The 25,502-nt window shown below is 53.8% G+C and carries 19 protein-coding genes; 11 read left to right on the top strand and 8 right to left on the bottom strand.

What is annotated here, in order from left to right:
• The 3 genes from KK062_RS15125 to KK062_RS15115 all read right to left on the bottom strand — a co-directional run bounded on the left by KK062_RS15125 (position 1) and on the right by KK062_RS15115 (position 4,581).
• The gene (locus KK062_RS15125; RefSeq protein WP_254085155.1) at positions 1-2,433 is read right to left on the bottom strand and encodes a polysaccharide biosynthesis tyrosine autokinase; all 2,433 of its coding nucleotides are present in this window, start codon (positions 2,431-2,433) and stop codon (positions 1-3) included.
• A gap of 3 nt (positions 2,434-2,436) precedes the next feature.
• On the bottom strand, positions 2,437-3,243 hold the full coding sequence (locus tag KK062_RS15120; RefSeq protein ID WP_254085154.1) for a polysaccharide biosynthesis/export family protein: 807 nt from the start codon (positions 3,241-3,243) through the stop codon (positions 2,437-2,439).
• A gap of 93 nt (positions 3,244-3,336) precedes the next feature.
• Positions 3,337-4,581, bottom strand: coding sequence for an ABC transporter permease (locus KK062_RS15115; protein WP_254085153.1), 1,245 nt, complete (start codon positions 4,579-4,581; stop codon positions 3,337-3,339).
• 170 nt (positions 4,582-4,751) lie between these two features.
• Between KK062_RS15115 and KK062_RS15110 the strand changes: the two genes are divergently transcribed.
• A complete protein-coding gene (locus KK062_RS15110) occupies positions 4,752-6,014 on the top strand; it encodes an asparagine synthetase B (RefSeq protein ID WP_254085152.1) in 1,263 nt (420 codons plus the stop codon).
• Positions 6,015-6,075: 61 nt separating this feature from the next.
• On the opposite strand, the gene KK062_RS15105 is transcribed toward KK062_RS15110, so the two are convergent.
• The 3 genes from KK062_RS15105 to lpxK are packed head-to-tail and all read right to left on the bottom strand — an operon-like array spanning position 6,076 to position 9,710.
• Entirely contained in the window at positions 6,076-6,678 is a 603-nt protein-coding gene (locus KK062_RS15105) for a MiaE family protein (RefSeq protein ID WP_254085151.1), read from the bottom strand.
• A 22-nt stretch (positions 6,679-6,700) separates the two neighbouring features.
• Positions 6,701-8,620, bottom strand: a complete 1,920-nt coding sequence (locus KK062_RS15100) for a putative porin (protein ID WP_254085150.1) — start codon at positions 8,618-8,620, stop codon at positions 6,701-6,703.
• Between the two features lie 52 nt (positions 8,621-8,672).
• A complete protein-coding gene (lpxK, locus tag KK062_RS15095) occupies positions 8,673-9,710 on the bottom strand; it encodes a tetraacyldisaccharide 4'-kinase (protein ID WP_254085149.1) in 1,038 nt (345 codons plus the stop codon).
• A gap of 26 nt (positions 9,711-9,736) precedes the next feature.
• Between lpxK and KK062_RS15090 the strand changes: the two genes are divergently transcribed.
• The 3 genes from KK062_RS15090 to KK062_RS15080 are packed head-to-tail and all read left to right on the top strand — an operon-like array spanning position 9,737 to position 13,112.
• Positions 9,737-10,837: a Nif3-like dinuclear metal center hexameric protein gene (locus tag KK062_RS15090; protein ID WP_254085148.1), complete on the top strand. Its 1,101-nt coding sequence runs from the start codon at positions 9,737-9,739 to the stop codon at positions 10,835-10,837.
• Complete coding sequence (locus KK062_RS15085; protein WP_254085147.1) at positions 10,838-11,641, top strand: zinc ribbon domain-containing protein; 804 nt, start codon at positions 10,838-10,840, stop codon at positions 11,639-11,641.
• Between the two features lie 52 nt (positions 11,642-11,693).
• Positions 11,694-13,112, top strand: a complete 1,419-nt coding sequence (locus tag KK062_RS15080; RefSeq protein WP_254085146.1) for a tetratricopeptide repeat protein — start codon at positions 11,694-11,696, stop codon at positions 13,110-13,112.
• Here KK062_RS15080 and KK062_RS15075 read toward each other — a convergent pair.
• Entirely contained in the window at positions 13,091-13,714 is a 624-nt protein-coding gene (locus KK062_RS15075) for a histidine phosphatase family protein (protein ID WP_254085145.1), read from the bottom strand. The genes KK062_RS15080 and KK062_RS15075 overlap by 22 nt on opposite strands.
• A 112-nt stretch (positions 13,715-13,826) precedes the next feature.
• Here KK062_RS15075 and KK062_RS15070 point away from each other — a divergent pair, with 112 nt between their 5' ends.
• The 3 genes from KK062_RS15070 to KK062_RS15060 all read left to right on the top strand — a co-directional run bounded on the left by KK062_RS15070 (position 13,827) and on the right by KK062_RS15060 (position 18,527).
• Positions 13,827-14,255: a hotdog fold thioesterase gene (locus KK062_RS15070; protein ID WP_254085144.1), complete on the top strand. Its 429-nt coding sequence runs from the start codon at positions 13,827-13,829 to the stop codon at positions 14,253-14,255.
• 22 nt (positions 14,256-14,277) lie between these two features.
• A complete protein-coding gene (locus KK062_RS15065) occupies positions 14,278-15,492 on the top strand; it encodes a chorismate-binding protein (RefSeq protein ID WP_254085143.1) in 1,215 nt (404 codons plus the stop codon).
• A gap of 149 nt (positions 15,493-15,641) precedes the next feature.
• Positions 15,642-18,527: a CARDB domain-containing protein gene (locus tag KK062_RS15060; protein WP_254085142.1), complete on the top strand. Its 2,886-nt coding sequence runs from the start codon at positions 15,642-15,644 to the stop codon at positions 18,525-18,527.
• A gap of 1 nt (position 18,528) precedes the next feature.
• On the opposite strand, the gene KK062_RS15055 is transcribed toward KK062_RS15060, so the two are convergent.
• Positions 18,529-21,234 (bottom strand): cation-translocating P-type ATPase, encoded by a 2,706-nt coding sequence (locus tag KK062_RS15055; RefSeq protein WP_254085141.1) that lies wholly within the window; start codon positions 21,232-21,234, stop codon positions 18,529-18,531.
• Between the two features lie 117 nt (positions 21,235-21,351).
• Between KK062_RS15055 and menD the strand changes: the two genes are divergently transcribed.
• The 4 genes from menD to KK062_RS15035 are packed head-to-tail and all read left to right on the top strand — an operon-like array spanning position 21,352 to position 25,419.
• Positions 21,352-23,082 carry a 2-succinyl-5-enolpyruvyl-6-hydroxy-3-cyclohexene-1-carboxylic-acid synthase gene (menD, locus tag KK062_RS15050; protein ID WP_254085140.1) on the top strand — a complete coding sequence of 577 codons (1,731 nt, stop codon included), beginning with the start codon at positions 21,352-21,354 and terminating at the stop codon, positions 23,080-23,082.
• The gene (gene menB, locus KK062_RS15045; RefSeq protein ID WP_254085139.1) at positions 23,072-23,896 is read left to right on the top strand and encodes a 1,4-dihydroxy-2-naphthoyl-CoA synthase; all 825 of its coding nucleotides are present in this window, start codon (positions 23,072-23,074) and stop codon (positions 23,894-23,896) included. The genes menD and menB overlap by 11 nt, the downstream gene beginning before the upstream one ends.
• A gap of 46 nt (positions 23,897-23,942) precedes the next feature.
• Complete coding sequence (locus KK062_RS15040) at positions 23,943-24,317, top strand: tellurite resistance TerB family protein (RefSeq protein ID WP_254085138.1); 375 nt, start codon at positions 23,943-23,945, stop codon at positions 24,315-24,317.
• A complete protein-coding gene (locus KK062_RS15035; RefSeq protein ID WP_254085137.1) occupies positions 24,265-25,419 on the top strand; it encodes an AMP-binding protein in 1,155 nt (384 codons plus the stop codon). Before KK062_RS15040 ends, KK062_RS15035 begins: the two co-directional genes overlap by 53 nt.
• Positions 25,420-25,502: the final 83 nt, after the last annotated feature.

Genomic DNA, 25,502 nt, shown 5'->3' with positions numbered 1-25,502 from the left:
CTATTCGTGATAATAGCCGTGATCCTTGCCCTTCTTCTTCTTGTTGCCGTAGCCATACCCATAGCTGCCATACCCGTAACCGTAGCCGTAGCCATACCCATAGCCGCCGCCGTAACCGTAACCCAGACCGCTTTTCCGCAGGTCGTTAAAGAGCACGCTGATGTTGAGCAGCTTGCCGGTCAGGTAATACTCGTTCAGGGCATACAGGGCCTGCATCGGAGTATAATTCTGGCGTACAACAAACAAGGTGTGGTCGGCATACTTGGACAACACGAAGGCGTCTGTCACATAGCTCAGCGGCGGCGTGTCGAGAATGATGAAGTCGTATTCCTGGCGCAGTTTGCCGATCAGGTCTTCCATCGCGGTACGCAACAGCAATTCGCTCGGGTTCGGCGGCATCGGGCCGCCCGCGATCAGATAGAGGTTGTCGATGTTGCTGGTCTGCGTAACGTCTTCCAGCGAGCTCATGCCCGACAGGTATTGACTTAGCCCTACCGTATTCAGTAGGCCTAGCTCGTCGAACAACTTCGGTTTACGCAAATCTGCACCCACTAATACCGTCCGCTTACCGGCAAGGGCATAGACCGAGGCCAGGTTGAGCGCGGTAAACGACTTACCCTCCCCCGGTATGGAAGACGTTACCATGAACACCTGTCGCTCTTTGTTGCCCGTGAAGTAATTGAGGTTCGATCGAAGTGCCCGGAACGATTCGGCCATCGCCGAGCGCGGCTTGTTGGCCACTACCAGGCGGTCTTCCGCCGGATTGTGTCCTACTCCGCCAATGACCGGCACGTCCGTCGACTTCTCGATGTCCTCCTTCGATTGAATACGGTTGTTGAGCAGCTCCAGCAACACAAAAATCAGTATTGGCAGCAGCAAGCCTGCGGCCAGGCCAAAGGTATAATTCTGCGAAGGCTTGGGCGAGATCGCGCCACCCGCCATCGGAGGATTCACCACCACAATGTCAGACGTAGTCGAGGCCATAGACAGGCCTGCCTCGGTACGTTTCTGCAGCAGGTACACATAGAGATTTTCCCGCAGCGAGTAATTACGCTGGATCTGCACCAGCTCGCGCTCCGTGCTGGGCAACTTAGACAGTTGCTTTTCCACCAGGGCAATCTGATCGTCTATAAACGCTACGTTTATTTTTTGTGTCTTTCGGCTATTCTCGATCGTCTCGATGATGTTAGATTTGATCTGGGCGATTTCACGCACAATGCTCTGGTACCCCGGTACCTCCTGATACTTCAGCGCACCTCGCTTTTCGGAGCCCTGCGACATGTGCAACTGCGTACGGGCCTCGATCAGGCGTGTAACCAGTCCAGAAATGACCGGATCGGTAATCCCAACACTAGCCGGGGTGAAAATGCCGTCGAACTGATCCGATTGCAAAAGACGTGTGATGTAATTATAGTAGTTGTCGATGAGACGATACTGGAATTTCTGATCCTCAAAACCTGTTAGCTTCTCGTAAAGCCGATTGGTCTCCCCCTGTAGCTCTGTAATGATATTACGCCGCTTAAAACCCTCTACCTGATCTTCGAAATAATCCAGCGAGTCGCCGATGACAACAAGTTGATGATCCAGGAACTTGATGGCGCGCGACGCCATGTTGTTTTTTTTCTCGATATCGTAATTTTGGTAACGCTCAATAAAGCGTGTCAGGAAGTCGATCTCCTTTCGTGGCACGGGACCGTTTACCTCCAGATCCACTACCGAGGCGCCCTGCATCGCCCAATTGATTTTCAAGCGCGAAGAATACGACTTGGCCAGTACCAGCGGATCGTTGAATCGTATCACAAACGTCTGATTCCTGATCTCTGAAATGTCCCCCTTCTTGCGCACAAATACGCGAAAGCCTTCTACCTGCACGCTGTCGTTAAACGACAACGAAGGGTGTTGTTTTCGGTCATCGTCATTCGACGCCATATACTCCAGGCTGTAAGTATTGTCACCCGTTGCCTTGAAGTAGAATGACCGCCCGTTGGCACTTTTGCCCGTAGGCAACACCCGGAACTCCACGGGAAAATCGTGGTTATAATATTCCGTCGTTTTGATGTCACCCTCACGGTACAACGAAACATGGAAGCCCAGGCTCTCCACCACTTCCTGCAGCAGCGGGTACGACTTCATAATATAGATTTCGTTGTAAAAATTCCGGTACGGCGACAACAGCTCATTGTTGTATAAAAACTTGGCGCCGGCATTTTCTTCGCTTTCGCGAATGATGATCGAAGCCTTCACGGGATAGATGCTGGTGCTGTACCGGTTCGTGAGATGCGCAATCGTAATAGCAATGGCCAGCGAGATGACAATAAGATACCAAAAACGTAGCGCCCGGTCGAGCACCCGCTTTAAATTTATCTGTACGCCGCCCTGGCTACGACTCTTCTGTTCATCCGGAAATTCAGGTATTGCTGTAGACGCGCTCAAAGCTTATCGGGACAAAGTTATGATAAACAGACCAAAGGATATGACCGTTGTAATGACGCCCAGGTTGCCCACAAAATATTTGCGGAATGGACGCTGCTTCAGCGGTGGTACGATGATAACATCGTTTTGCTGCACGTAATAGTATGGCGACTCAACATATTCCTCCTTCAGGAGGTCGACATAAAACACTTCGACCTCGCTTCCCTTCTGGCGCAACACTTTCACGTGGCTTCGGTCCGCAAGTTCTGACAAGCCACCGGAAAGGCCGATCGCCTCCATCATTGTCAACCGGGTATTGCCCGAGACAACCGTATTCTCGCCGTTAACTTCACCCAATATCGTAAAGCGGAAATTCATCATACGCACACGCGCCACGACATCCGGCACATATTGAGAAGCAACTTTTTCGATCGAATCCTTTGCTTCAAACAGTGTCAGTCCCGATACCTTGATCTTGCCTAAAACGGCATAGTCGATCTCGCCCTCCGTATTGACGACGATACCGTTCGTCGCTCCACCCGAGCCGCCACCGCCACCCGAGCCGCCACTACTAGTGCGTGTCGAAAGTTTTTGTAAAAAGTCAGACTCATCGCCTTCCTTAGAGAGCGTCTCGAAGGTAATGCTAAGAATGTCAAGTGGTTGGATTCGGTACTCCCGAATATTGAGCGTGTGGGAGCGTAGAACGGTGTCTTTGGGGATCTCTTTTCGCCGCTTCAGATCATCCTTTTGCAGATAAACAAGTTTCTTATTTGGAACACAGGCGCCAAAAATCAACAGGGAAACACCCAGCAACGGCCAAAATCGCATCATCTTTAAATTTAGTCGCTTTTTTAAGGCCGTAAATATAAGGGTAAAAGCATAACTTTTTCCCCTTTTGCCAGCGCTGACGCAGAAAAGCGGCCGTTATTCAAACCGCAGCGACTCGATCGGATCCAGCCTCGAAGCTTTCCGGGCCGGGTAGTAACCTGATACCAACCCTACTAGCACACAGACCACAAAGCCCACGATCATCCAAAGCCATGGAATGATGAATGTATCATTCCCCAATAGCTTGGAACCCAGATTTCCCAATACGATCCCCAGAATCACCCCGGCTATACCACCCAACATACAGACAACAATGGCTTCGATCACAAACTGTTGCTTGATGCGTAGCGGCGTTGCGCCGAGCGCTTTCCGCACCCCGATCTCGCGTGTGCGTTCGGTCACTGACACCAGCATGATATTCATCAGGGCAATGGAGGCGCCCAGCAACGTTACCGTGCCGACAATAAACCCAAACACCTGGGCCATGGCCGTTAGGTCTCCGAGCTCATCCAGCGCTTCGCTGCGCTCCAGCTCGAATGAATCCTCCTGTCCCACCCTGTCGCCGCGGATCTGACGCATTAGGCCGGTAGCCTCGCCCATGGCATATTCCATTTGGCTTTTGTCGCGCACCGACACGGTCAGGTTATAGTCGAGGACCCGGTCGCCGGCCAACTGGTTGGCTTTGACGATGGAAATAAACACCATGTTATCAACATTGGAAGAAGGATCGCTAAAGCCGCCTTTTTCTTTCAACGCGCCAATCACGCGAAACTGCGTGCCTTTAAAGGTCAGGTACGTGCCCGTTACTTGTTCGTTGGCGTTAGCATCGTATAGGCTTGTATAGATCTTATGCCCCACGATGGCGACGGGGGCGCCCGTGCGCACTTCCAGGGAGGAGAGAGATCGCCCCTGCTCAAATTCCAGGTTCTTGACAGCGTAATACTCTTCGTTCGTGCCCATGACGGTCACGTTCGGATTGGTCTTTTTCGACAGGCGCTTTACCTCGGCAATGCGCGTTGCCCAGGCCGACAAACTGATAGCCGACGATGCCCGGAATTCGTCCATGAACGCAAACGCTTCCGTCATACGTATTTCGGGATAGGCTTTTTCGGCCCGGCCGTTGGCGCTGTTGCCACGGTTTGTCCTGGAAGAAATATCAAATGTATTGGCACCCAACGACGACAGGCTCTGCAAAATGGACTGCTCGATGCCGTCCACGGCCGTCAGTACCCCTACCAGGGCGGTAATGCCAAGCATCACGATCATGGCGGTGATAATGGAACGCAAAAGGTTTGCCCGTACCGACCGTAACCCTTCCCGTATGTTTTCAAGGAGATTCATGCCTGTTTCAACGTTTGCTGATAATGATATGTTGACGCCGCGGCCAAAATGTTACACCCGTCCGCTACAAAATTTATCCGCTCGCCCCTGCCCCGTGCCAAAATGCTACCAAAGGTAGCGCGAAAGTCTGCCGGTATTGGTAACTTTAGAGCCCTATAATGGCTCCGTGTATGAAGAAATGTGCGACGTTGCTGGCCCTCTTTGTGCTGACCATCTCCCTGGCAGCCGCGAACTCGATCTTTATTCCCATGGACGGGAAACAGGCCAACCACCTAAAGGCTTATGGCATTGCCTATTGGATCCTGAAAAGCGAACGGGAAGTAGACTGGTTGTTGAACTACCGCGGCGGAAGCTTTATGTGCCAGTATCACCCCGCCATCCAGAACGAATTGGTGGTGCGCGGTGTCTCGTTTGAGATCATTTCCGATGCACAGGCCAACCAGCTTATTACCGAGATCGCCAGCCCGGCGCTCAACTATGACATCATGAAGTTGGAAAAATACCCGCGCATTGCGGTGTATTCACCGAAGTCCAAACAGCCGTGGGACGATGCCGTTACGCTCGTGCTGACCTATGCCGAAATCCCCTACGATGTTATCTTCGACGATGAAGTCATGAACGGCGCACTACCGAAGTATGATTGGATCCACCTGCACCACGAAGACTTTACGGGCCAGTACGGTAAGTTCTATGCGCAGTTCAACAACTACCCCTGGTATATCGAGCAACAAAAAGAGGCTGAAGACCTCGCCCGCAAACATGGCTTTCACAAAGTATCGCAACTCAAGCTTGCCGTGGTAAAAAAGATCAAAGAGTTTATCACCGGCGGCGGCTTTCTGTTCGCCATGTGCTCGGCCACCGATACGTATGATATTGCCCTCGCCGCCGACGGCGTCGACATCTGTGAACGCATGTACGACGGCGACCCGGCCGACCCCCAAGCGCAAAGCAAACTGAACTATGAAAACGCTCTGGCCTTTACCGACTTCAAGCTTGTGCGCGACCCCTATCAATACGAGTTCTCCGACATTGACAACCAACCGGCTGAGCGCGGACTGCGGCAAGACAATGATTACTTCGCATTATTTGAATTCTCTGCCAAGTGGGATCCTATCCCCACCATGCTGACACAAAATCATACGCAGGTGATTCAGGGGTTCTTTGGCCAGACCACGGGCTTTAAGCGTGATTTGATCAAACCCGACGTCGTGGTCATGGCCGAGAACAAAGAGATTAAAGAGGCCAAGTATATCCACGGTATCATGGGCAAAGGGTTCTGGACGTTCTATGGTGGTCACGACCCCGAAGATTATCAGCACCAGGTGGGCGAAGAACCGACCGACCTGAACCAGCATCCCAACTCACCGGGCTACCGGCTGATCCTGAATAACATCCTGTTTCCGGCAGCCAAAAAGAAAAAACAAAAAACTTAAGCAGTCTGAACGCGGAATATCGACCTTTTCCCTTCGCTCCCGCGCTCACATTCACACTATTTCAGTGCATGCGGTCGTCGCGAACATCCAGTTGCTGCATGATCAGGGCTTCTTCCTGTAACAACTCCCGCCAGCGTTGCATCACTTCGTCCTCCGGTATATATTCTTTCGCAAGCTGCAGGAAGTTTCGATAGTGCCCGGCTTCCGAAACCATCAGCTCATAATAAAACTCCGACAGCGCGGGATCTGGTATATGCTTCCACAACAACTTGAATCGCTCGCAGCTCCGCGCTTCGATCAAGGCATTCATCAATAACTTTTCCAACAGCTGTTCCATCCGGCTGCCACCCTTACGCGACACCTGGAAGAGCTTCTCCACATAGACGTCTTTGCGCGGACGGTCAAGGCCATAGCCACGCTTTCGAAGCTCCTGCATCACGCGTTCGAAGTGGCTCCACTCTTCGGCTACTACAGGCGTTAGTACTTCGACAAGTCTATCTCTCTCGGGATACGCCACAATTAACGATATACACGACGAGGCCGCCTTCTGCTCGCAGTAAGCATGATCGACCAGAATGGCCCGGATGTTCTTCTCGGCAATGTTTACCCAACGGGGGTCTGTGGGTAGCTCAAGGCCCAGGGTAAATTTATCTCTTGCATCCACGAGTGCTCGCGTTGAATGACTATTAGTCGTAGAAAGACCAGTCAAAACCGAAGTCCAGAATACTACCCTGCCCGCGGTAATACGGTGTAGGCATATACCCTTGTTTGGTAATCATCTGTACAAGATTGTGGTACTTCAGGAAAATACGTCCTCGCTTGATGCGCGTGGCAAAGAAAACTTCCACCAGGGGAAACGACGGAACTATTCCGTCCGTGTTGCTCCCGATCTTGAGCGAGTTCTGTACATAAAACTGTTGCGTCGGCACATCATACCCCAGTGCCCGATAGGCAGAATTCCAGTGTACATTCACGCCGGCCTGCATATCGAGGTTCCCATTGAAGAAGATGTTCTCATACGACAGTTCACCATTTACAAAAAGCTCGGGTACCCGGATTGCTTTGTCTTCATCTTTCAGGATGGTAGTATAGATCGCGCGTCCACGCAGGTACACGTGCCGCAGCATCGTGAGCGATAGCCGCACCTCCGGTGATACCCAGGTTTGCCCGGATTGACTCTGACGGGGTGTCACGAGCTGCTCGACAGCAGTAAGGCTGGGATCCTTCCGAAAGTACACGTAGTTAGTCAGGCTCGTAAAGGTCAGCCCGGGTGAAATAGAGAACACCCGGCTGTTGTAATGCAGGGATCCCGAAAATTCCGTGACGTTTACATTCGAAAACGAATTGTTGTCCCAATCGTCATGCGAGCCGAAATAGCCCTGCTGAATAAACGACGGCGCATACTGCATTTGTTTGACCGAAGCTTCGAACCACTCGCTTTTGAGGTGTCCCTCGACGCGATAGTTGCCGGTCTGCAATACTTCCACCCAGCCCGACAGTTCGCCGATCGAGTCTAACCGCAGCGCCATACGCCCACCAAGATAGTGTTCAGTACCCCGATGCCAATGGGCAGTGTCCAGGCTGTAGGTCTGCGAGTAGTTGCGAATGGCATAGTAGCCGTTGTAAAACAACTTGGCCAGGTTTCCCTTTAGACCTAATTCATTTCGAACTGTCTTGAACTTCGAGCGATCGTCTACCGTGTCATTCTCAATCGTCACGTAATCATAATAATCCTGGGTAAAGTTGTCGGTCAAATCCGTAAATACATTTCCCTGGCGAAAACGATCGAAGACGTGATACACCTGTAATGCCTTGCCGATCTCATACTCGTGGAACAGGTGCAGGTTTATGCGCACTTCGGTACTGGCAGCTTCGGTCAGGTACGTTCGCACGTTGGTTTGGAAGTAGCCTTCATAGTCGGTGTTGTCCGTGTGCACAATGCCACCGTTCTCGTCTGTCTGGTGGCGGTTGCGCTGGAAATTTGCAAAGAGCCGGTAGGTGCTGTCTTTCGACTGATAAGCAGTATACAAGTCATAATAGACGCCGCGTACCTGGCGGTCGCCTTTGCCCTGCCTCTGAATTTGTTTGTCGATGAACAGGCCGCGATAGTCAAAGCCGAAGTTCCAGCGCGGATTGATGTTGCGGCTGTACGAGGCCTTTGTGAGCGACCGGCCGCCGCCACCCAGCATCACCCACATGTTGGAGTAAGGCGACTTGGTATCAAAATACCGGATCTTCTCGGTGTCCCACACAAGGTCGTACTGTGTAAAGCCGGAGCTCACGCCGATGCTGGCAGGCGTCTGGTAATAAATGGGGTGCATGGCCGTACCGATATTGCCTAGGTCCTGGTACAGATTCTCGTTCTTCTGAAGATAGGTGTAGCGGTAAAATCCGCGAATAGCCGTATCGATCAAATGATACGTTTGTTTGTTGAGGAATACGTCCTCTTCATAGTAATAGCGGGAGCTTTTCGGGCCGTACACCTGCCGGGTGGTGTCGTCAATGATACGCGACCCGCGCCGGGGACTTGTGTCCTCATCTTGTCCTGCGGCCGTCAGGGCGAGGACAAGAAAACCTAAAAAGAGTGTATACCGCCAGAATTGCACGCGCAAAAATAGGTTTTTAAATGATTTGTGAGGTTTAATGCGATTAATTCTGCTAGTCACGAGCGATAACATTTTGGATCATAGCATCAAAATCCTCACCATTTTTGACAAACTCCACTTCGATCGGCAAAAAAAAGAACGGCAGCCCGGCGCGGGCCTCCGCCAATTGCACGTCTACCAGCTTGACCATGTCTTTTTCCGTCGTCAGGATGTTGGCATGCGGATGCTGCTGAGCAAGCCGGCGCAGCGTGTCCAGGTCGGTGGTTGTATACGCATGGTGATCGGCAAATGCCAGGTGGGCCATTATCGTATAGTTCGAGGCCACATATTTCTTTAAAGGCCCCGCCTGGGCAATGCCCGTCAGCAGGATTACCTCCGCCGTCGGCACCGTCTGCCGGTGCTCGCCAAACGACGTGGGGGCACCGTAGCGCACGGTGGTAAAAAAAATGGGCGTCTGCGTATAGCGGCGCACCTGTTTTTCAATCTCGATACACTCCTCCTCCTGAATCTCCGGCGGGCATTTCGTAATCACGACCACATCGGCCCGCGCGGCGCCCCCACGCGACTCGCGCAGCCGGCCCGCCGGCAATAACAGGTCGGTGTAAAAGGGACGGTTGTAGTCCGACAACAGAATGGTAAACGCAGGCTTCACCCGCCGGTGCTGATAGGCGTCGTCGAGCAGCACAACGGCGGTGTCTTCATGTTCTTGTAGAATATTGGGAATAGCAAATGCGCGGTCTTCGCCTACCGCGACCGTCGCCAAAGCACCAAACTTACGATAGAACTGCGCGGGCTCGTCGCCCAGGGTACGGGCCGTGTCGCCGGGGCCGGCCAGGCGAAATCCCCTGGTCTCCCGGCCATAGCCACGGCTGAGTGTAGCCACCCGGTGGTCGCCTTGTAATAACCGGATCAGGTGCTCGATCATTGGTGTCTTGCCGGTGCCGCCCACCGTGAGGTTGCCGACGGTAATCACCGGCACGTCAAAGGAGGCCACGGGGCGCAGGCCCCGATCATAAGCATAATTCCGCAAGCCGGTAAGGACGCGGTATAAGAGGGCAAAGGGGAATAATAAGATGCGGAGCAGGATCATGCCTTTTTGTATATATTCGCAGGTATATGGCCGTAAAGATAAAAGATGTTACCAATTACCTTGAATCCATTGCACCCCGGGCCTACCAGGAATCGTATGACAACAGCGGCCTGTTGGTGGGGGACGCGCAAGCCGGGGTAACGGGCATCCTCATTACGCTTGACTGCACCGAGGCGGTAGTCCAGGAAGCGATTGACAGCGGCTGTAACCTGGTGGTAGCACACCACCCCATCGTTTTCAAAGGCCTGAAGAAATTCACCGGCAGCAGCTACGTCGAGCGTACGGTCATGCTGGCGATCCGTCACGACATCGCCTTGTACGCCATCCACACTAACCTTGACAACGTACACACCGGTGTAAACCGCATGATTGCCGACAAGATCGGCTTGACGAACCTCCGCATCCTGGCCCCGCGCCCGGACACCTTGCAGAAGCTGGTGACGTTTATTCCCGAGGCCGATACTGAAAAGGTGCTGGCCGCGTTGCATGAAGCCGGGGCCGGTCAGATCGGTGAGTATAAAAATTGTAGCTTCCGGGTAGAGGGCACCGGCACCTTTCTGCCTACAGCAGCAGCCAATCCGCATATTAGCCAAGCGCACCAGCAAGAACAGGTACGCGAAATACGCGCCGAAGTAATCTTTCCAACGCATCGGCGCAGCGATTTACTGGCAGCGCTGCGAAAAAATCATCCATATGAAGAAGTAGCGTATTATATTACGCCTTTAATCAATGAAAATCAGGAGGTTGGTGCGGGTATGATTGGACAGCTTGCAACACCTATTGAACCATTGGCGTTCCTACAGGGTTTAAAGAGTAGTATGAACCTGAAAATGCTTCGGCATACAGCAATCCTCCCCAAAAACATTCAAAAAGTCGCTATTTGCGGCGGTGCGGGCAGCTTTCTACTCCAGGATGCCATTCGGGCCGAGGCTGACGTTCTGGTTACCGCAGACTTCAAATACCATGAATTTTTCGATGCCGACGGCCGCATTGTTATCGCCGACATCGGGCATTATGAAAGCGAAGTCTTTACCAAAGAACTATTGCAAGAGGTTTTAATGAAAAAATTTCATACTTTTGCGAACATTTTTTCAAAAACTGTCACGAATCCCATAAGCTATCTATAAATGGAAAATCAATCAGTAGCACAAAAGCTGGAAGCGCTTGTAAAACTTCAATCCATTGACAGTAAATTAGATGAACTTAAGAAACTCCGCGGCGACCTGCCCGACGAAGTTCAAGACCTGGAGGATGAGATAGAAGGCTACAAAACCCGCCAGACCCGTTACGAAACTGAGCTGAAGGATATCGAAGAAGGCAACAAAAAACATAAAGAAGGCATTAAAGAAGCCGAAAAGCTCATCAAAAAATACACCGAACAGCAGAAGAACGTTAGAAACAACCGCGAATTCGACGCCATCACCAAAGAAATTGAGCTTCAGGAACTGGAAATTCAGATCTGCGAGAAAAAGATCAAAGAAGGAAAAGAGAGCGTTACCGACAAGAAGGACGAGGTAGAAAAGACCAACACCCTGGTGGCCGAGCGTGGTGAGCACCTGGACAACAAGAAAAAAGAGCTGAACGATATTCTGGCCGAAAGCCAGGAAGAAGAGAAACGCCTGATGGCGGAACGTGAAAAGGCGGCCAAAAAGATTGAAGATAAACTGCTGAAATACTACGAGCGTCTCCGCACCAGCCTGACAAACGGCCTGGCTGTGGTACGGGTAGTACGCGGTGCGGCAGAAGGATGTAACATTGTCATCCCGCCTCAGAAGATTGCTGAAATTCGCGAGAAGAAGAAAATTGTGATCGATGAGCACTCGGGTCGTATCTTAGCAGATGTCGACATGGACTCACTCGATGAAGGAGATAAACCTAAAAGCGCAAAAACACCGGTTATCGTACCTAACCGTAGAAAGAAAGTTGAATAACCCGGTTTACAATATTTTTGGGAAGGCAGGCCTGTTGGCTTGCCTTTTTTTTATGCCCGGTTGGGGCACAGCCCAGGATTTTACATTGTCGGAGCACGAACGCCGGGCCTACGCGCTCGCCCTGAACCTGCAGACGGCCGAGGCCCATGCGCTCATTCCCAACCCCAGGACGGTCTCCGAGCATTATGTCATAGCCCTGGCCGAGGCCCTCGAGCTGTTGGTGACGGAAGACCCCGAGAAATTTGCCGAATATGAAGATCGCTTTGAGAAGCGTCTGGCCCGCAAGACAAAAGTCTCGTCGGTAGACGAGTTGTTCCTGCAGGCGGAGATCGGCCTGCAATGGGCCTTTGTGCACCTCAAGTTCGGCCACGAGTTCGACGGCGCCCTCAACCTGCGCCAGGCCTACCAGGCCACCCAGGAGATCAAAAAGCGCTATCCAAAATTTACTGCCATCCAGAAGACCGAGGGCCTGCTCCATGTTATCATTGGCTCGGTGCCCGAAAAGTATAACTGGTTGTTGGGACTGCTCAACATGGAAGGCTCCGTGGGCCAGGGTATGGCCACGCTCGAATCATTCCGCCACTCCAACCATGTGCTGGCATTTGAAGCCGACGTGCTCTATGCATTGACCCAGGGCTTTATTCTACAACAGACTGGGTCCGCGATGCAGGAGGCCCGGATCCTCCTGGAAAAGAACCCTGGCAACCGGCTGGTGCTTTTCCTGAGCGCCTCGCTGGCGATGAAGAATGCACAAAGCGAAGATGCGCTGGCCATGCTCCTGAAGATCAATGAGCCCAAGCTGGGCCTGCCCCTCTCCTACGCCGAATACATGAAAGGTGAAGTATACTTGCAGAAGGCCGAATACCTGCATGCCATTTCCGCCTACCGGTGGTTTATCAACAACTACAAAGGGCAGAATTATATCAAAGACGCCTGGTATAAAATCGGCTTGTGTTATTGGCTGAACGGCAACACCAGCGACGCCGAAGCTATCTTCACCCTGGCGCGCTCGGCCGGCAAGGAAGTAGCCGAAGCCGACCGCTATGCCGCCCGCAGCCTGGCCGAAACCGAGCTGCCGCACATCAAGCTGACGCGTGTGCGGTATTTCACCGACGGCGGATATTACCCCCGTGCGCAAGAAGCACTGGCCACCATTTCCACCGATGAGCTCGTCACCCAACGCGACCAGGTCGAGTACGCGTACCGCCAGGCCCGCATCACGCACAAAACCAACAACCTGGCTGCCGCCCGCGAATTTTATCAATACACCATCGACCTGGCCGGTGATGCGCCCTGGTACTTTGCACCCAACGCCAGCTTGCAGCTCGGCTATATTGAATGGGCCGCCAATGATTTGGAAAAAGCCAAAGAACACTTTACACGCGCCCTGACTTACAAGCGGCACGAGTATAAAAATAGCATCGATAGTAAAGCTAGGTCGGCGTTGGCTCAGCTCAACGCGCGCAAGTGATCGCGGTCGTTATACCGCTCCACGGTAAACATCGACCCCGTGTGGTGTAGCAGATACAAGCACAGATTTTCGTGCTCGAACATATCCATGCTTTTTAGCGGATAGCGCAGCAGGTGACACATCAGGATACGGATAGCGCGACCGTGCATACAGATCAGGATTGTCTTCTCGTCCGTCTGGCGCATGATGTGCTCCATCGCGGGCGCCATGCGGGCCACAACATCGTTGGGGCTCTCGCCGCCTTCAATTTTGAGTGACGTATCCCCCAGTTGCCATTGCTTGAGCATGTAGTGGTAGTACTCGTCTTCGTCGGGCGTAACCTTCTGCCCCTCCTTATTGCCCCAACTGATCTCGTTTAGTCCCGGCAAGGCTTCGTACGGAAGGCCCTTGTCCAAAAACGGCTGTACTGACTGGTGCGTACGTCGCAAACCCGACACATACACTTTGTCAAACGGAATATGTCCATAAGCCCCGAAAAAAGCCTGCGCCTGGGCTCGTCCTCGATCGTTCAGGTCCGTATCCACGCCGCTGCCCTGCACAATGTTCTGCAAATTATAGTTGGTCTGCCCGTGGCGGATCAGGTAAATGGTCTTCGTGCTCAAACTTCTCGGGTTTTCGGCCGCAAGTATAGCTAATCGCAGGCAGTTATGCGTTATGCGAAAGGGAGTTCGGGCCGGTGGATTTTGGGTAACGATTATTAAATTGCCCGACATTATGGGAATTTTCAGAAATGATATCACCGTCGAGTCCCTCAATAAATGGGGACCGAATACGATGGCGGAAGTGCTGGGCATCCAATTCACCGCCATCGGCGAAGACTACCTGGAAGCAACAATGCCGGTGGACAAACGAACCCATCAGCCCATGGGATTGTTACATGGCGGGGCTTCGGTGGCCCTGGCCGAGACAATGGGTAGCGTGGCCGCGATCAGCTGCATCGATGTCAGCCGCCAGTATTGTGTGGGGCTCGACATCAATGCCAACCACATCCGCGGTGTACGCTCGGGATTTGTAAAGGGTGTAACCCGCCCCCTACACATCGGTGGTAAAACCCACGTCTGGGAAATCCGAATCACCAACGAAGCCGGCGACCTGGTGTGTATCAGCCGCATTACCATGGCCGTCTTGGACAAAAAAGATTAATTTAGCGCCGACGCACGACTGCATGAATACGATTTCTTCCGTCTCCCCGCACACCGCCTCACTCACCGGAATTGAATCCATCGCGTACCTGCTGCGACATGCTGTAGAAAATCAATACGCCGTGGCCGTATGGCGCCTTCCCAACGACTCCATTTGCCACCTCATCCTGTCGCGTAAGCTGCAACGGCTTTCGCAGGATGCGGCCCTCGAAGAGCTGCCGACGGGTTTTCTATTTGCACCCTTCCAGAAAAATAACGACCGCATTTTTCTGCCCGCCGACTTCAAGTTCACCTTCGCCGGCGGCAGCCTTCAGCCCGCGACTACACCGGCGGAGACCCAGTCGCATACCTGGCTGCAAGAACAACTGAGGCATACGCCCTATACGCCGCATACCCCCACCTGTTACACCGTACCGCCTACGGGTCAGGAAACCGAAACATCGTATGCTGAGCTGGTACGAAAGGCTGTCGTGGAGATCGGGAAGAGCTCGTTCGAAAAGGTTGTCCCGTCGCGCCGTAAGATTGTGGATCTGCCGGAGGACTTCGACGTGGTACAAGCGTTTCATACATTGTCCGGTGCGTATCCCCATGCCCTGGTGTCGTTCGTCAGCACACCCGAAACCGGCAGCTGGCTCGGTGCCACACCCGAAACGTTGGTGCATGTACACGACAAGACCTTGTTCAAAACGGTAGCCCTGGCGGGCACACAGCGGTTTGTGCCGGGCACAGACCTCAAGACGGTCGCGTGGACACAAAAGGAAATTGAAGAGCAAGCGCTGGTGGAGCGATACGTGATCAGTTGTTTTAAAAAGATTCGCGTGCGTGAATACGACGAATACGGGCCCAAGACCGTTGTCGCGGGCAACCTGCTTCACCTGCGATCGGACTTTACAGTAAACATGAAAGAGATCAACTTTCCGCAGTTGGGATCGGTCATGCTGCAACTGCTGCACCCCACGTCGGCGGTCTGTGGCATGCCGTTGGAGCCAGCATCGGCTTTTTTGCAACAGTATGAAGGCTACGACCGCGAATTTTATGCGGGTTTTCTGGGGCCGGTGAACGTCGGCAACGACATTCATATCTTCGTCAACCTGCGGTGTCTCAAACTACACGACGGCAAGGCTACCCTGTATGCCGGCGCGGGTGTTACCGTAGATTCTACACCCGAGAACGAGCTGGCCGAGACCGAGATCAAGTTCCAAACATTGCGCAAACCGTTGTTTGACCCGCCGGTCTAAATATCTCATAATATATTGATCTTGAATATTTTGATCACGATTGATTAATCTACAACTCCAAATTATTACATTGTAGGCTGTTTTCATACACCAAAGGCTACCGGACGCGGGATTTGCCTATTTTTGATTGGACCAACTGAAACATGCCTATGAAACGCTCCCTCTGCGTTATTTTTTTGCTGTTGCTACAGGTTTCCACCTACGCACAAGACCTCATCACTGAGGGCGTCACGGCGCCCACGTCGGTAGACCGGTACCAGACGTTTGACGTCTCCACGACGGTAAAAAATAATAGCGCCACACCTACCGGCGGATCTACCTTGTTGAAGGTGAAGTTATCATTCGATGCCGTGCTGAGCCCCGACGATCCGGAAATCGGCAACAGTAACGCGATTGCCGCCATCGGCGCCAACGGCACGCGGGCCGTTACCGTGAGCTGCTATACGGGTAATATCGCCGCCGGCAACTATTATCTCATTCTACAAATCGATCCGAATAACACGGTTGCCGAAACAGACGACAACAATAACGTGGCGATCTTCCCCGGCTATACCGTGAACATGCAGAATGTGGATCTTCTCTTTACCGGCCTCACACCGGCCGTCACCACCATACCGGCGGGCGACCAGCTCACGGTGGACTACGCGCTGCAGAATACCGGCACGACCGACCTCGGCCAATCAACCAGTAGTACCTTTTATCTAAGTACGGATAACATTCTTGACGCCGGCGACAGATTTGTTTACACGCACGACATCCCGCTGGCGGGGCCGGACGTCTTTAATGAAACGGTCACCCTCAACATCCCCGCCGTTCCCCTGGGCGACTACTTCCTGATCGCCAAGGCCGACGACGATCATGGCGTGGGCAGTGTCGATGAGCTCGACGAGACCAACAACACAATAGCCGCCGCCCTTACGATCGGCGCCAGCAACATTGACCTCGACGTAACCAACAATGCACCGCCTGCACCGGGATTTACGAGCAGTGGTGGTACGGGCCTGATCGAGTTAGAATACGACCTGGTCAACAACGGCTCGACCGGTGTCGGCGGTTATGACGCGCATGTCTATATTTCCGAAGATCAGACGCTGGACGCCGGAGACTACGACCTGACGGCCGACCTGAAGCCCGATCTGGTGGCCCCCGACTATCTGGCCGCCGGCGCCTGGAAGGTCGCCTATGTGACGCAAACTGTGCCAAACATCAATACACTGATCGGCACCCACTACATCATCTGGAAAATAAATGCGACCAATGCCATCCCGGAAACTGACTATACCAATAACATCCTGGTCAGTGCTACTACCATTACCGTTACACCCGTACAGCCTGCCATCCAGATCAACAGCATCACCTTCACGTCGGCACCCTACGACAACACCGATGTCACGTTTGACTTCTCGTTGAGCATTCAGAACACCGGCCCGATCAACTCGTTTACGCAGTCGTTCGAGATTCTGATCCGCGATGACGATAACAACATCGTCTACACAGGCTCTCGTCCGAACGAACCATTCGCGTTTGCATTACCCAACGCGACCATCACCAAAAATTGGAGCATAACACTGCCGGGCGCACTCGCCGCCGGCGACTACTCCCTCGAGGTGCGATGCGACCCCGACGAAGATTGCTACAGCAACACACAAAGTACACCGCTTGAAATCGAGCAGGCGCCCTATGTGATCACCGGCACAATCATCGGCAGCGACGGCACGAACATCTCGAGCGGCACCTTGTACCTGTATCACAAAGCTGTAGACGGAACGATTACGCGTGAACAAACGGTGCCCATTACAAGCAGCAATACGTTTAGCCTGACCGTAACAGACACCGACCCACGGGCCCTGTACTTCTTCCCGAACACTATCACCTATGGAGCCTTCGCGCCTACCCTGTCGGGAAATTATACCTACCTGCGGGACGAAGCCTTCTTCACCCCGATCCTCAACACGGTATCCAACCTGACGCCCGGCCGCGCAACATCTGCTCCAGCAGGAAGCCGGAATATTTCCGGGGTGGCAAAACTACCAGGCGAAACACCGGCCCCCGGCGTCCCGCTGTTGCTGTATGACGGCACCACGCTCGTACAGATCGTGTATACCGACGCTGCCGGCAATTATAGCTTTGCAAACCTGGCCGCGAAGACGTATACCCTGGTGCCGGCCGTCGCACTGGACAATTATATTATCGATCAGGCATATAGCATGGACGTGAGCGCCATGAATATCGAGGCGAACATAGCGATCGAAACAGACTATATCGATGTCACGGTCATTTTCATAAAACTGTCACAGACCATTACGTTCAATACGCTTAGCGACAAGGTCTATACCGATGCGCCGTTCGATCCGCAAGCCACCGCCAGCTCGGGATTGGCTATCACCTATGAAAGCTCGAACACCGACGTAGCCGAGATCACCGGCAACCTCGTCGTGATCCGCGGCATCGGTACCACTACCATCACAGCATATCAGGAAGGCAACGGATCCTATGACCCGGCTACCCCCGTGGGCCAATCGCTGACCGTAAACAAAGCCCCCCAAACCATCACCTTTGGAAACCTGGCAACGAAGAAGCCAGACGATGCCGACTTCACGCTCGCGGCAACAGCAAGCTCATCATTACCCGTAACCTTCACCTCGTCTAATCTTGCGGTAGCTACCGTCGAAGACAACGTGGTGAGCCTGCACGGCGAAGGAGAGACCGACATCACTGCCTCCCAGGATGGCGATGAATATTTCCTGGCCGCCCCCCCGGTTACGCGCACCCTACGGGTAAGCAGCGTTGTAACGGGTATCGACAACAACCCGCTCGCAGGCGTAAGGCTCTACCCCAACCCAACGTCCGGCATCCTGACCCTGGAGACCGCCGTCCCCGTGCAGCAGGTGAGCATTACCGACCTGGCCGGCCGCGTGCAGTCCTTCGGTCTGGCTGACGACGTGCTGGACATTCGGCATCTGCCTACAGGGATATACCTGGTTACGCTCCAGGACAAGAAGCATACGAAGATCGTAAAGGTGATCAAGAAATAGTTTACTCCACGACTTTCAGCACGCGTTTAAGCAGCTGCACAATCACAATCGGCACAAGACTGGCGACCACCACCACGACTAGCCCTTGCGGGTGTATCGATACCAATCCCAATACCGAGCGCATCGGGGGCACCAGGTAGGTCACCACGGTAACGGCAACACAGAACACAAGCGCATACCACACATACCGGTTGTGCGTAACAGGATTCTGCCAGAACGAGACCTCGCGTGTAGGCATATTAAATACATTCCACAGCTGTGCCAGGATCAAGGTGTAAAACGTGATATTGTTGACCACCCCTTCTTCATGCCCCATGTAGAATACGGCATATAGCTCCGCGCCGATCACGCCCGCGGTGAGGCTTAGCGCATAGGTGACCACCGAAACCCAATTAGACTTCGATACCAGCGGGTCCGACGATTTACGCGGGCGCCGCTTCATAACACCCTCCTCGCCTTCGCTCATGCCAATGGCGAGCGCAGGGAAAACGTCGGTGATCATGTTAAGGAAAAGAATTTGCAATGGCAGCAACGGTAAGGGCAGGTTGGCGAAAGAAGCGATCGCCACGATCATGATCTCGCTCATGTTACACGACAAGAGGTAGATGATGAATGTGCGGATGTTTTCAAAGATCACCCGCCCATACTGCACGGCCGTAACGATCGACGGGAAAGCATCGTCGCGTAAGATCAGGTCGGCAGCTTCTTTGGCAGCTTCCGTGCCGCGTATGCCCATGGCAATGCCGATGTCGGCTTTCTTCAGCGCAGGCGCATCGTTCACGCCGTCGCCGGTCATTCCGACCACCATCTGACGATCCTGGTATAATGTTACAAGTCGTAATTTTTGCGCAGGATCTACGCGCGAGAACACCACGGCATCCGCGATCTTCTGCTGCAGGTCTGCGGGCAGGTCGCCTTCCGGTATATCTTTTCCCTCGACCGTCACGACATCGTCACCTTCGGCCAGGCCCACTTGCCGGGCAATGGCATGGGCGGTGCCCGGGTGGTCGCCCGTCACCATGGCCACCTTGATGCCCGCGGCGTGACAGGCCGCCAGCGCGTCTTTCACGTCGGCGCGGGGCGGATCGATAAAGCCCGCCAGTCCGAGAAATACCAGGCCTTCGGGCACTTCGTCATCTGCGGGTACCCGGTCCGTGCGGCGGTAGGCGAATCCGAGCATACGCAAGCCCTGGCCAGCCAGGTTGTCGGCTTTCTTTTTCCATCCCTCCGGGTCGTTCAACGGCGCCTCATTTCCATCGCGTAGCTCGGCATGACACTTTTCAAGCACAGCCTCGGGCGCACCCTTTACATAGATATAATATTCATTCTCCAGTTTGTGGGTGGATGCCATCATTTTGATATCGGCGTCAAAGGGTAGCTCCGCCACGCGCGGTTGCTCCTGACGAAGCTTGTCGACGTCTTCACCGAGCTCGGCCGCCATACGCAGCAGCGCGACCTCCACCGGGTCGCCTACAGCCTTCTCATCTTTTCCTTCCGCCGGCAGTGCGCTGTTGTTACAAAGCACGGCCACGTATGTAAACATTTTATAGGCTGGTTCCTCTTTCAATCCGTCGCGATTGTGTTGCTCCCCCGTCACCGTCTCGGTACGATTGCCCAATGCCACGACTTGCACATGCATTTCGTTTTCTGTGAGTGTACCGGTCTTGTCGGTAAAAATTACCTCGGTTTCCCCTAAGGTTTGAACCGCCTCGAGCGTCTTTACGACAACTTGTTTATCCGCCAGCCGCAGCATGCCGCGGGCCAGGGCCATGGTCGAAATAACGGGGAGCCCCTCCGGAATCGACGCGATGGCCAGCGCAATGGCGGTCTCGATCATAAACAACCAATTTTCACCGCGCAGTACACCGGCGCCAAAGATCAGTACGGACAAGATCAGCGTCAGCCAGATCAGGCGCTGACTGAGTGCGTGTAATTTTTTATTCAGGGGTGTTGCCTCTTTGTCGGCCTCTTCGGTCATGCGGGCAATCTTGCCCAACTCGGTAGTCTCACCCGTAGCGACGACTACAGCCTGCCCGTTACCACGCCCTACGACCGTGCCTTTGAAGATAGAATTTACACGGTCCGCGGTCCGCGTATCGGCACCGAGCGGCTCTGTGTTCTTTTCGACATCCAGCGATTCGCCCGTCAACGCGGCCTCTTTCACGGCCAGACTATGTTCGAAAATAATCCGCGCATCGGCAGTCACCACATCACCGGCCTCCACAAACAGAATATCACCGGGCACCAGCTCGGATGAATCGATCTCGGTCTTTTTTCCCTGGCGTTGTACTTGGGCCTTCGTGCGAGCCATGCTGCTGAGCTTCTCCATCGACCGCACCGCCTGTCGTTCCATAAAAAAACCGATGAGCGTATTGATCAACACCACGATCATAACAGCAATGCCCTCCAGCAGGTGGTTAAACGCAAAGGCTATGGCCGCCGCCGCGATTAGAATCCACACGATGGGGTTGGCCAACTGGCTTGCCAGCATCCTCCACACGCTCGCCTTCTTTTTCTCCTCCAGGGTATTTTTTCCATATTGATCTTGCCGGCGACGGACCTCGTCGGCAGAAAGCCCCTGCGATGCATCCGTCTTCAAGGCCTGTAGCACCTCGTCGGCAGATCGTACAAAATACTCGCGCTGAATCTCCATTACCCAAAATATAATAAATAACTGTTCCTCTCCACCACCCGTGCTTAACTGCATACGGTTGCAGTCCCCTCAAAATCGATGTTTTTACATACAGTCATTAAACAGCGACAGTGTTTTAACAGGCATTTGAAAATTCCCCGCCCCCTCCCCATATTCGCACACGAATTACGCATGACCCGCTTCCAACCGATCTACGACATTGCCGAGCTGTGTGCACGCAAAGGGGTCACCCAAGCTGTGCTTTGCCCTGGCTCCCGTTGCGCCCCCCTCACGCTGGCCTTTGCCCGCCATCCCGCTATTGCCACACGCACCTTTGGCGACGAGCGTAGCGCGGGGTTTGTCGCCCTGGGCATCGCCCAACAGAAAAAGGCGCCGGCAATTCTTGTTTGTACGTCAGGGTCAGCCGCTTACAACTTTGCCCCCGCCGTGGCAGAAGCGTGGTTCAGCGAAACGCCGCTGGTAGTGTTTACCGCCGACCGGCCCGCCGAATGGGTCGGTCAGCACGACGGCCAGACCATCCACCAGCCCGGCATCTTTGGCCGCCATGTCAAGCAATCATTCCAGCTGCCTGCTGACTATCAGCACCCCGACAGTGCCTGGGCCGTCAACCGCATCGTCAACGAGGCCATTAACCTCTCCTTCCAGGAGCCCAAGGGCCCCGTGCATATCAACGCGCCCTTTCGCGAGCCGCTATACCCCGCGGCCGGCGAAGCCATTGCGTTCAGCGCCGAAGTACGCGTGATGGACGAATTCTCGTCTACCTTCACGCTCACCGAGGAGCAGAAAAAAGTCATCGCCGCCGAGTGGAGTCAATATCATAACATCCTCATCGTGACAGGCCAGCAGGAGTACGACCGTCTGCTGACCGACACCCTGCGCAACTTCTTTAAGCAACACAACGTACCTATTGTGGGCGATATCACGTCCAACCTGCACGGCGTTGAAAAGCTGGTGCGTCACGCCGACACCTTTCTGGGACACGCCACTGAAGATGTACGGAAGACGTTGCAGCCCGACCTGCTCATCACCTTTGGCAAGTCGGTGTTGTCCAAACAGCTCAAGCTCTACTTGCGCAAGCACGCCCCCGGGGCACACTGGCACCTGCAGCCGTCAGGCATGGCGGCCGATGCCTTTCAGAGCATCACGCGGGTGTTTAATGCCAACCCCGTCGATTTCTTTTTATACCTCAGCGCCCTGCCGCAGGGCGCTACCTTCGAAACGCAGAAACAAAACAACTTCAACAAGTTCTGGGAAGTGGAAGAGCGTCGCGCCCTGCGCACATTGGAAGACTTCTTTCCGCAGCCTGAATTTGGCGAGCTGGAATTGGTGCGCGAGGTACTGCAAGCATTACCCGAAGGCAGCAACCTGCACCTGGCCAACAGCATGAGTGTGCGCTATGCTAACTTTATCGGCTTGACCGCGAAACAAAAAAGCATTCAGGTATTTGCCAACCGCGGCACGAGCGGCATTGATGGTTGCACAAGTACCGCCGCAGGCCACACGCTTTCCAATGACCGTCCCAACGTGTTGATCACTGGCGACATGGCGTTCTTCTACGACCGCAATGCGTTCTGGCATAATTACCCGCTCCCGAATCTACGCGTGGTTTTGCTCAACAACCACGGCGGTGTTATCTTCAAAATGATCGATGGCCCCGGCGACCTGCCCGAGACCGCCGAATACTTTGTAACCCGCCAGAAGCTCAACGCCCGTAAGCTCTGCGAGGAACACGGCATCAGCCACCTGGCGCTCGACAGCAAACGCAAGCTGCGCAACCTGTTAAAAGACTTCCTGGAATTCGACGGTCAGACCAAGATCCTGGAGCTGGAAACCGACACGTCGGTCAATAAGAATCTATACGAACATTTGAAACATCAATTAAAAAAGAGCTATGAGCTTTAAATACGACTGGAAGCCCGTCAAGGAGTATAAAGATATTCTCTTCCACAAGTTCGAAGGCATTGCCCGCATCAGCATCAACCGCCCGCAGGTACACAACGCCTTTACCCCCCTGACCGTACAGGAAATGATCGACGCCATGTACCACTGCCGCGAAGACGCAGACGTGCGTGTGGTGATCCTGACCGGCGAAGGTGGCAAAGCCTTCTGCAGCGGGGGTGACCAAAGCGTGCGCGGCCATGGTGGTTATGTAGGCCCCGACGCAACGCCCCGGCTAAACGTACTCGACCTGCAGAAGATGATCCGCTCCATCCCGAAGCCTGTTATCGCCGCCGTGGCGGGATGGGCGATCGGCGGCGGCCACGTACTGCACGTCGTGTGCGACCTGACCATTGCGGCCGAAAATGCACGGTTCGGTCAAACCGGCCCGAAGGTCGGAAGCTTTGACGGTGGCTTTGGCGCGTCTTACCTGGCGCGCATCGTCGGACAGAAAAAGGCCCGTGAAATTTGGTTCCTCTGCGACCAGTACGACGCCCAGGAAGCCCTCGACATGGGCCTGGTGAATAAAGTCGTTCCGCTGGAAATACTGGAAGAGACCTACGTAGCCTGGGCCCGCAAGGTCATGGCCAAAAGCCCGCTGGCCATCCGCATGCTGAAAAGCTCGTTCAATGCCGAGCTCGACGGCCAGGCCGGCATCCAGGAGCTCGCTGGAAATGCCACCTTGCTGTATTACCTCAGCGAAGAGGCGAAAGAAGGCAAAAATGCGTTCCTCGAAAAACGCGATCCAGATTGGTCAAAGTACCCGCAATTCCCTTGATAGTATTGGGTAAGTTGTTCATCTTTAGGGACGAACAACTTACCCAATGAAAATTGAGAAGCTTGAGATTTTGCGAAGTATTGCCGAACTGGCCTATGTCATCGCAAAAGCCGACAAGGGCCTGAGCTCGGAAGAGCGCATCGCTTTCCACAAGATCATCCAGAACGAGCTGGAGTACGATTCCTGGGCCGCCCAAAGCCGGTTCGAATTACTGGACGAGGTCATTCAACCCTCGGCAGAGAAGGCCTATAACGAAGCCATCCACGACTTCCGGAAATATAAGGATCATGCGCTCTCGCAAGAGCTGAAAGAAAAAGCCATCCGCGTCATGACCCAGGTGGCTGAAGCGTGCAGTGGTATACATGAAAATGAGCTCGAGATCATCGAACGATTCAAAAAAGATATCAACTACGGAGGCTGACGAATACCCCTATCCCACCCTGTGGTTAAACGGCCGTGACGTGGCTCTGGCCGACGTGCTGACGGGCGACCTCACTTCGTTGGCGACTACACCGTTTGAAGAAAGTACCCTGGACTTTGTCCGTGCCTGGCTGCACGGCGACACAACATTTGCCTTGCACACCAGCGGCTCTACCGGCACGCCCAAGCCCATTACCGTTTCGCGGCAACAAATGCTGACCAGCGCTACCCTCACGGCCCAGGCCCTGGGACTCCTGCCGGGCTATACCGCGTTGGTCTGTCTCGACACACGCTATATAGCAGGTAAAATGATGCTGGTGCGTTGCCTGACGACCGGTATGCGTATCGTTGCCGTCACGCCCACCGCCAATCCGTTGGCTGCCGTGCCCACAAACCGGACAATAGACTTTACCGCCCTCGTGCCCTACCAGGTATACGCCATGTTGGACTCGCCCGAGAGAGCACGGCTCGGGGCCATTCGCCATACGTTGATCGGGGGTGCTGCCCTTGACCTGCATGCGCTGCCGGCATTAGCAACACTCCCCGGCCGGTTCTACGCAACCTATGGCATGACCGAAACCATCTCGCATATAGCGCTTCAACAACTCAACGGTCCCGACGCGTCATCCGTATTCCGGGCAATGCCGGGCGTTATTCTGACCCTCGACGAGCGTGGCTGCCTGGTTATTCATGCGCCCCATGTGCCACAATCGATTATCACCAATGATCTGGTAAAAATCATGGCACCCGACGCCTTCCAGTGGCTGGGCCGTTGGGACAATATTATTAATAGCGGCGGTGTAAAAATTATACCGGAGAAAGTAGAGGAAGCCGTCGGTGCAGTACTGCTTGGGTTGAATATTGCACGTTCGTTTATCGTCTGCGGATTACCCGACCCCAGGCTGGGGCACAAATTGACACTTATTATTGATGGCATGGAATTTACTCCCCAGCAGTGGAACGTTATCCTGGCGAAACTTCAGGAAGCGCTGCCGGCGTATGAAGTACCCAAAGACCACCTCTCCGTTCCAGCCTTCCGGTATACCGATACCGGTAAGATACACAGACAAAAAACGATTGAAATTGTTACAAAACCTTACTAAAGGTTACATACACCTGACATGGTGTATCCACGGTAACACTTTTGAAAAAACCGCGTTTTTCCCCTTTGTGCATCTAAAAAGCG

This window comes from Dawidia cretensis, from assembly GCF_018598175.1.
Lineage (GTDB): Bacteria > Bacteroidota > Bacteroidia > Cytophagales > Cyclobacteriaceae > Ohtaekwangia > Ohtaekwangia cretensis.
This window is presented reverse-complemented; position numbering and strand designations above follow the sequence as displayed.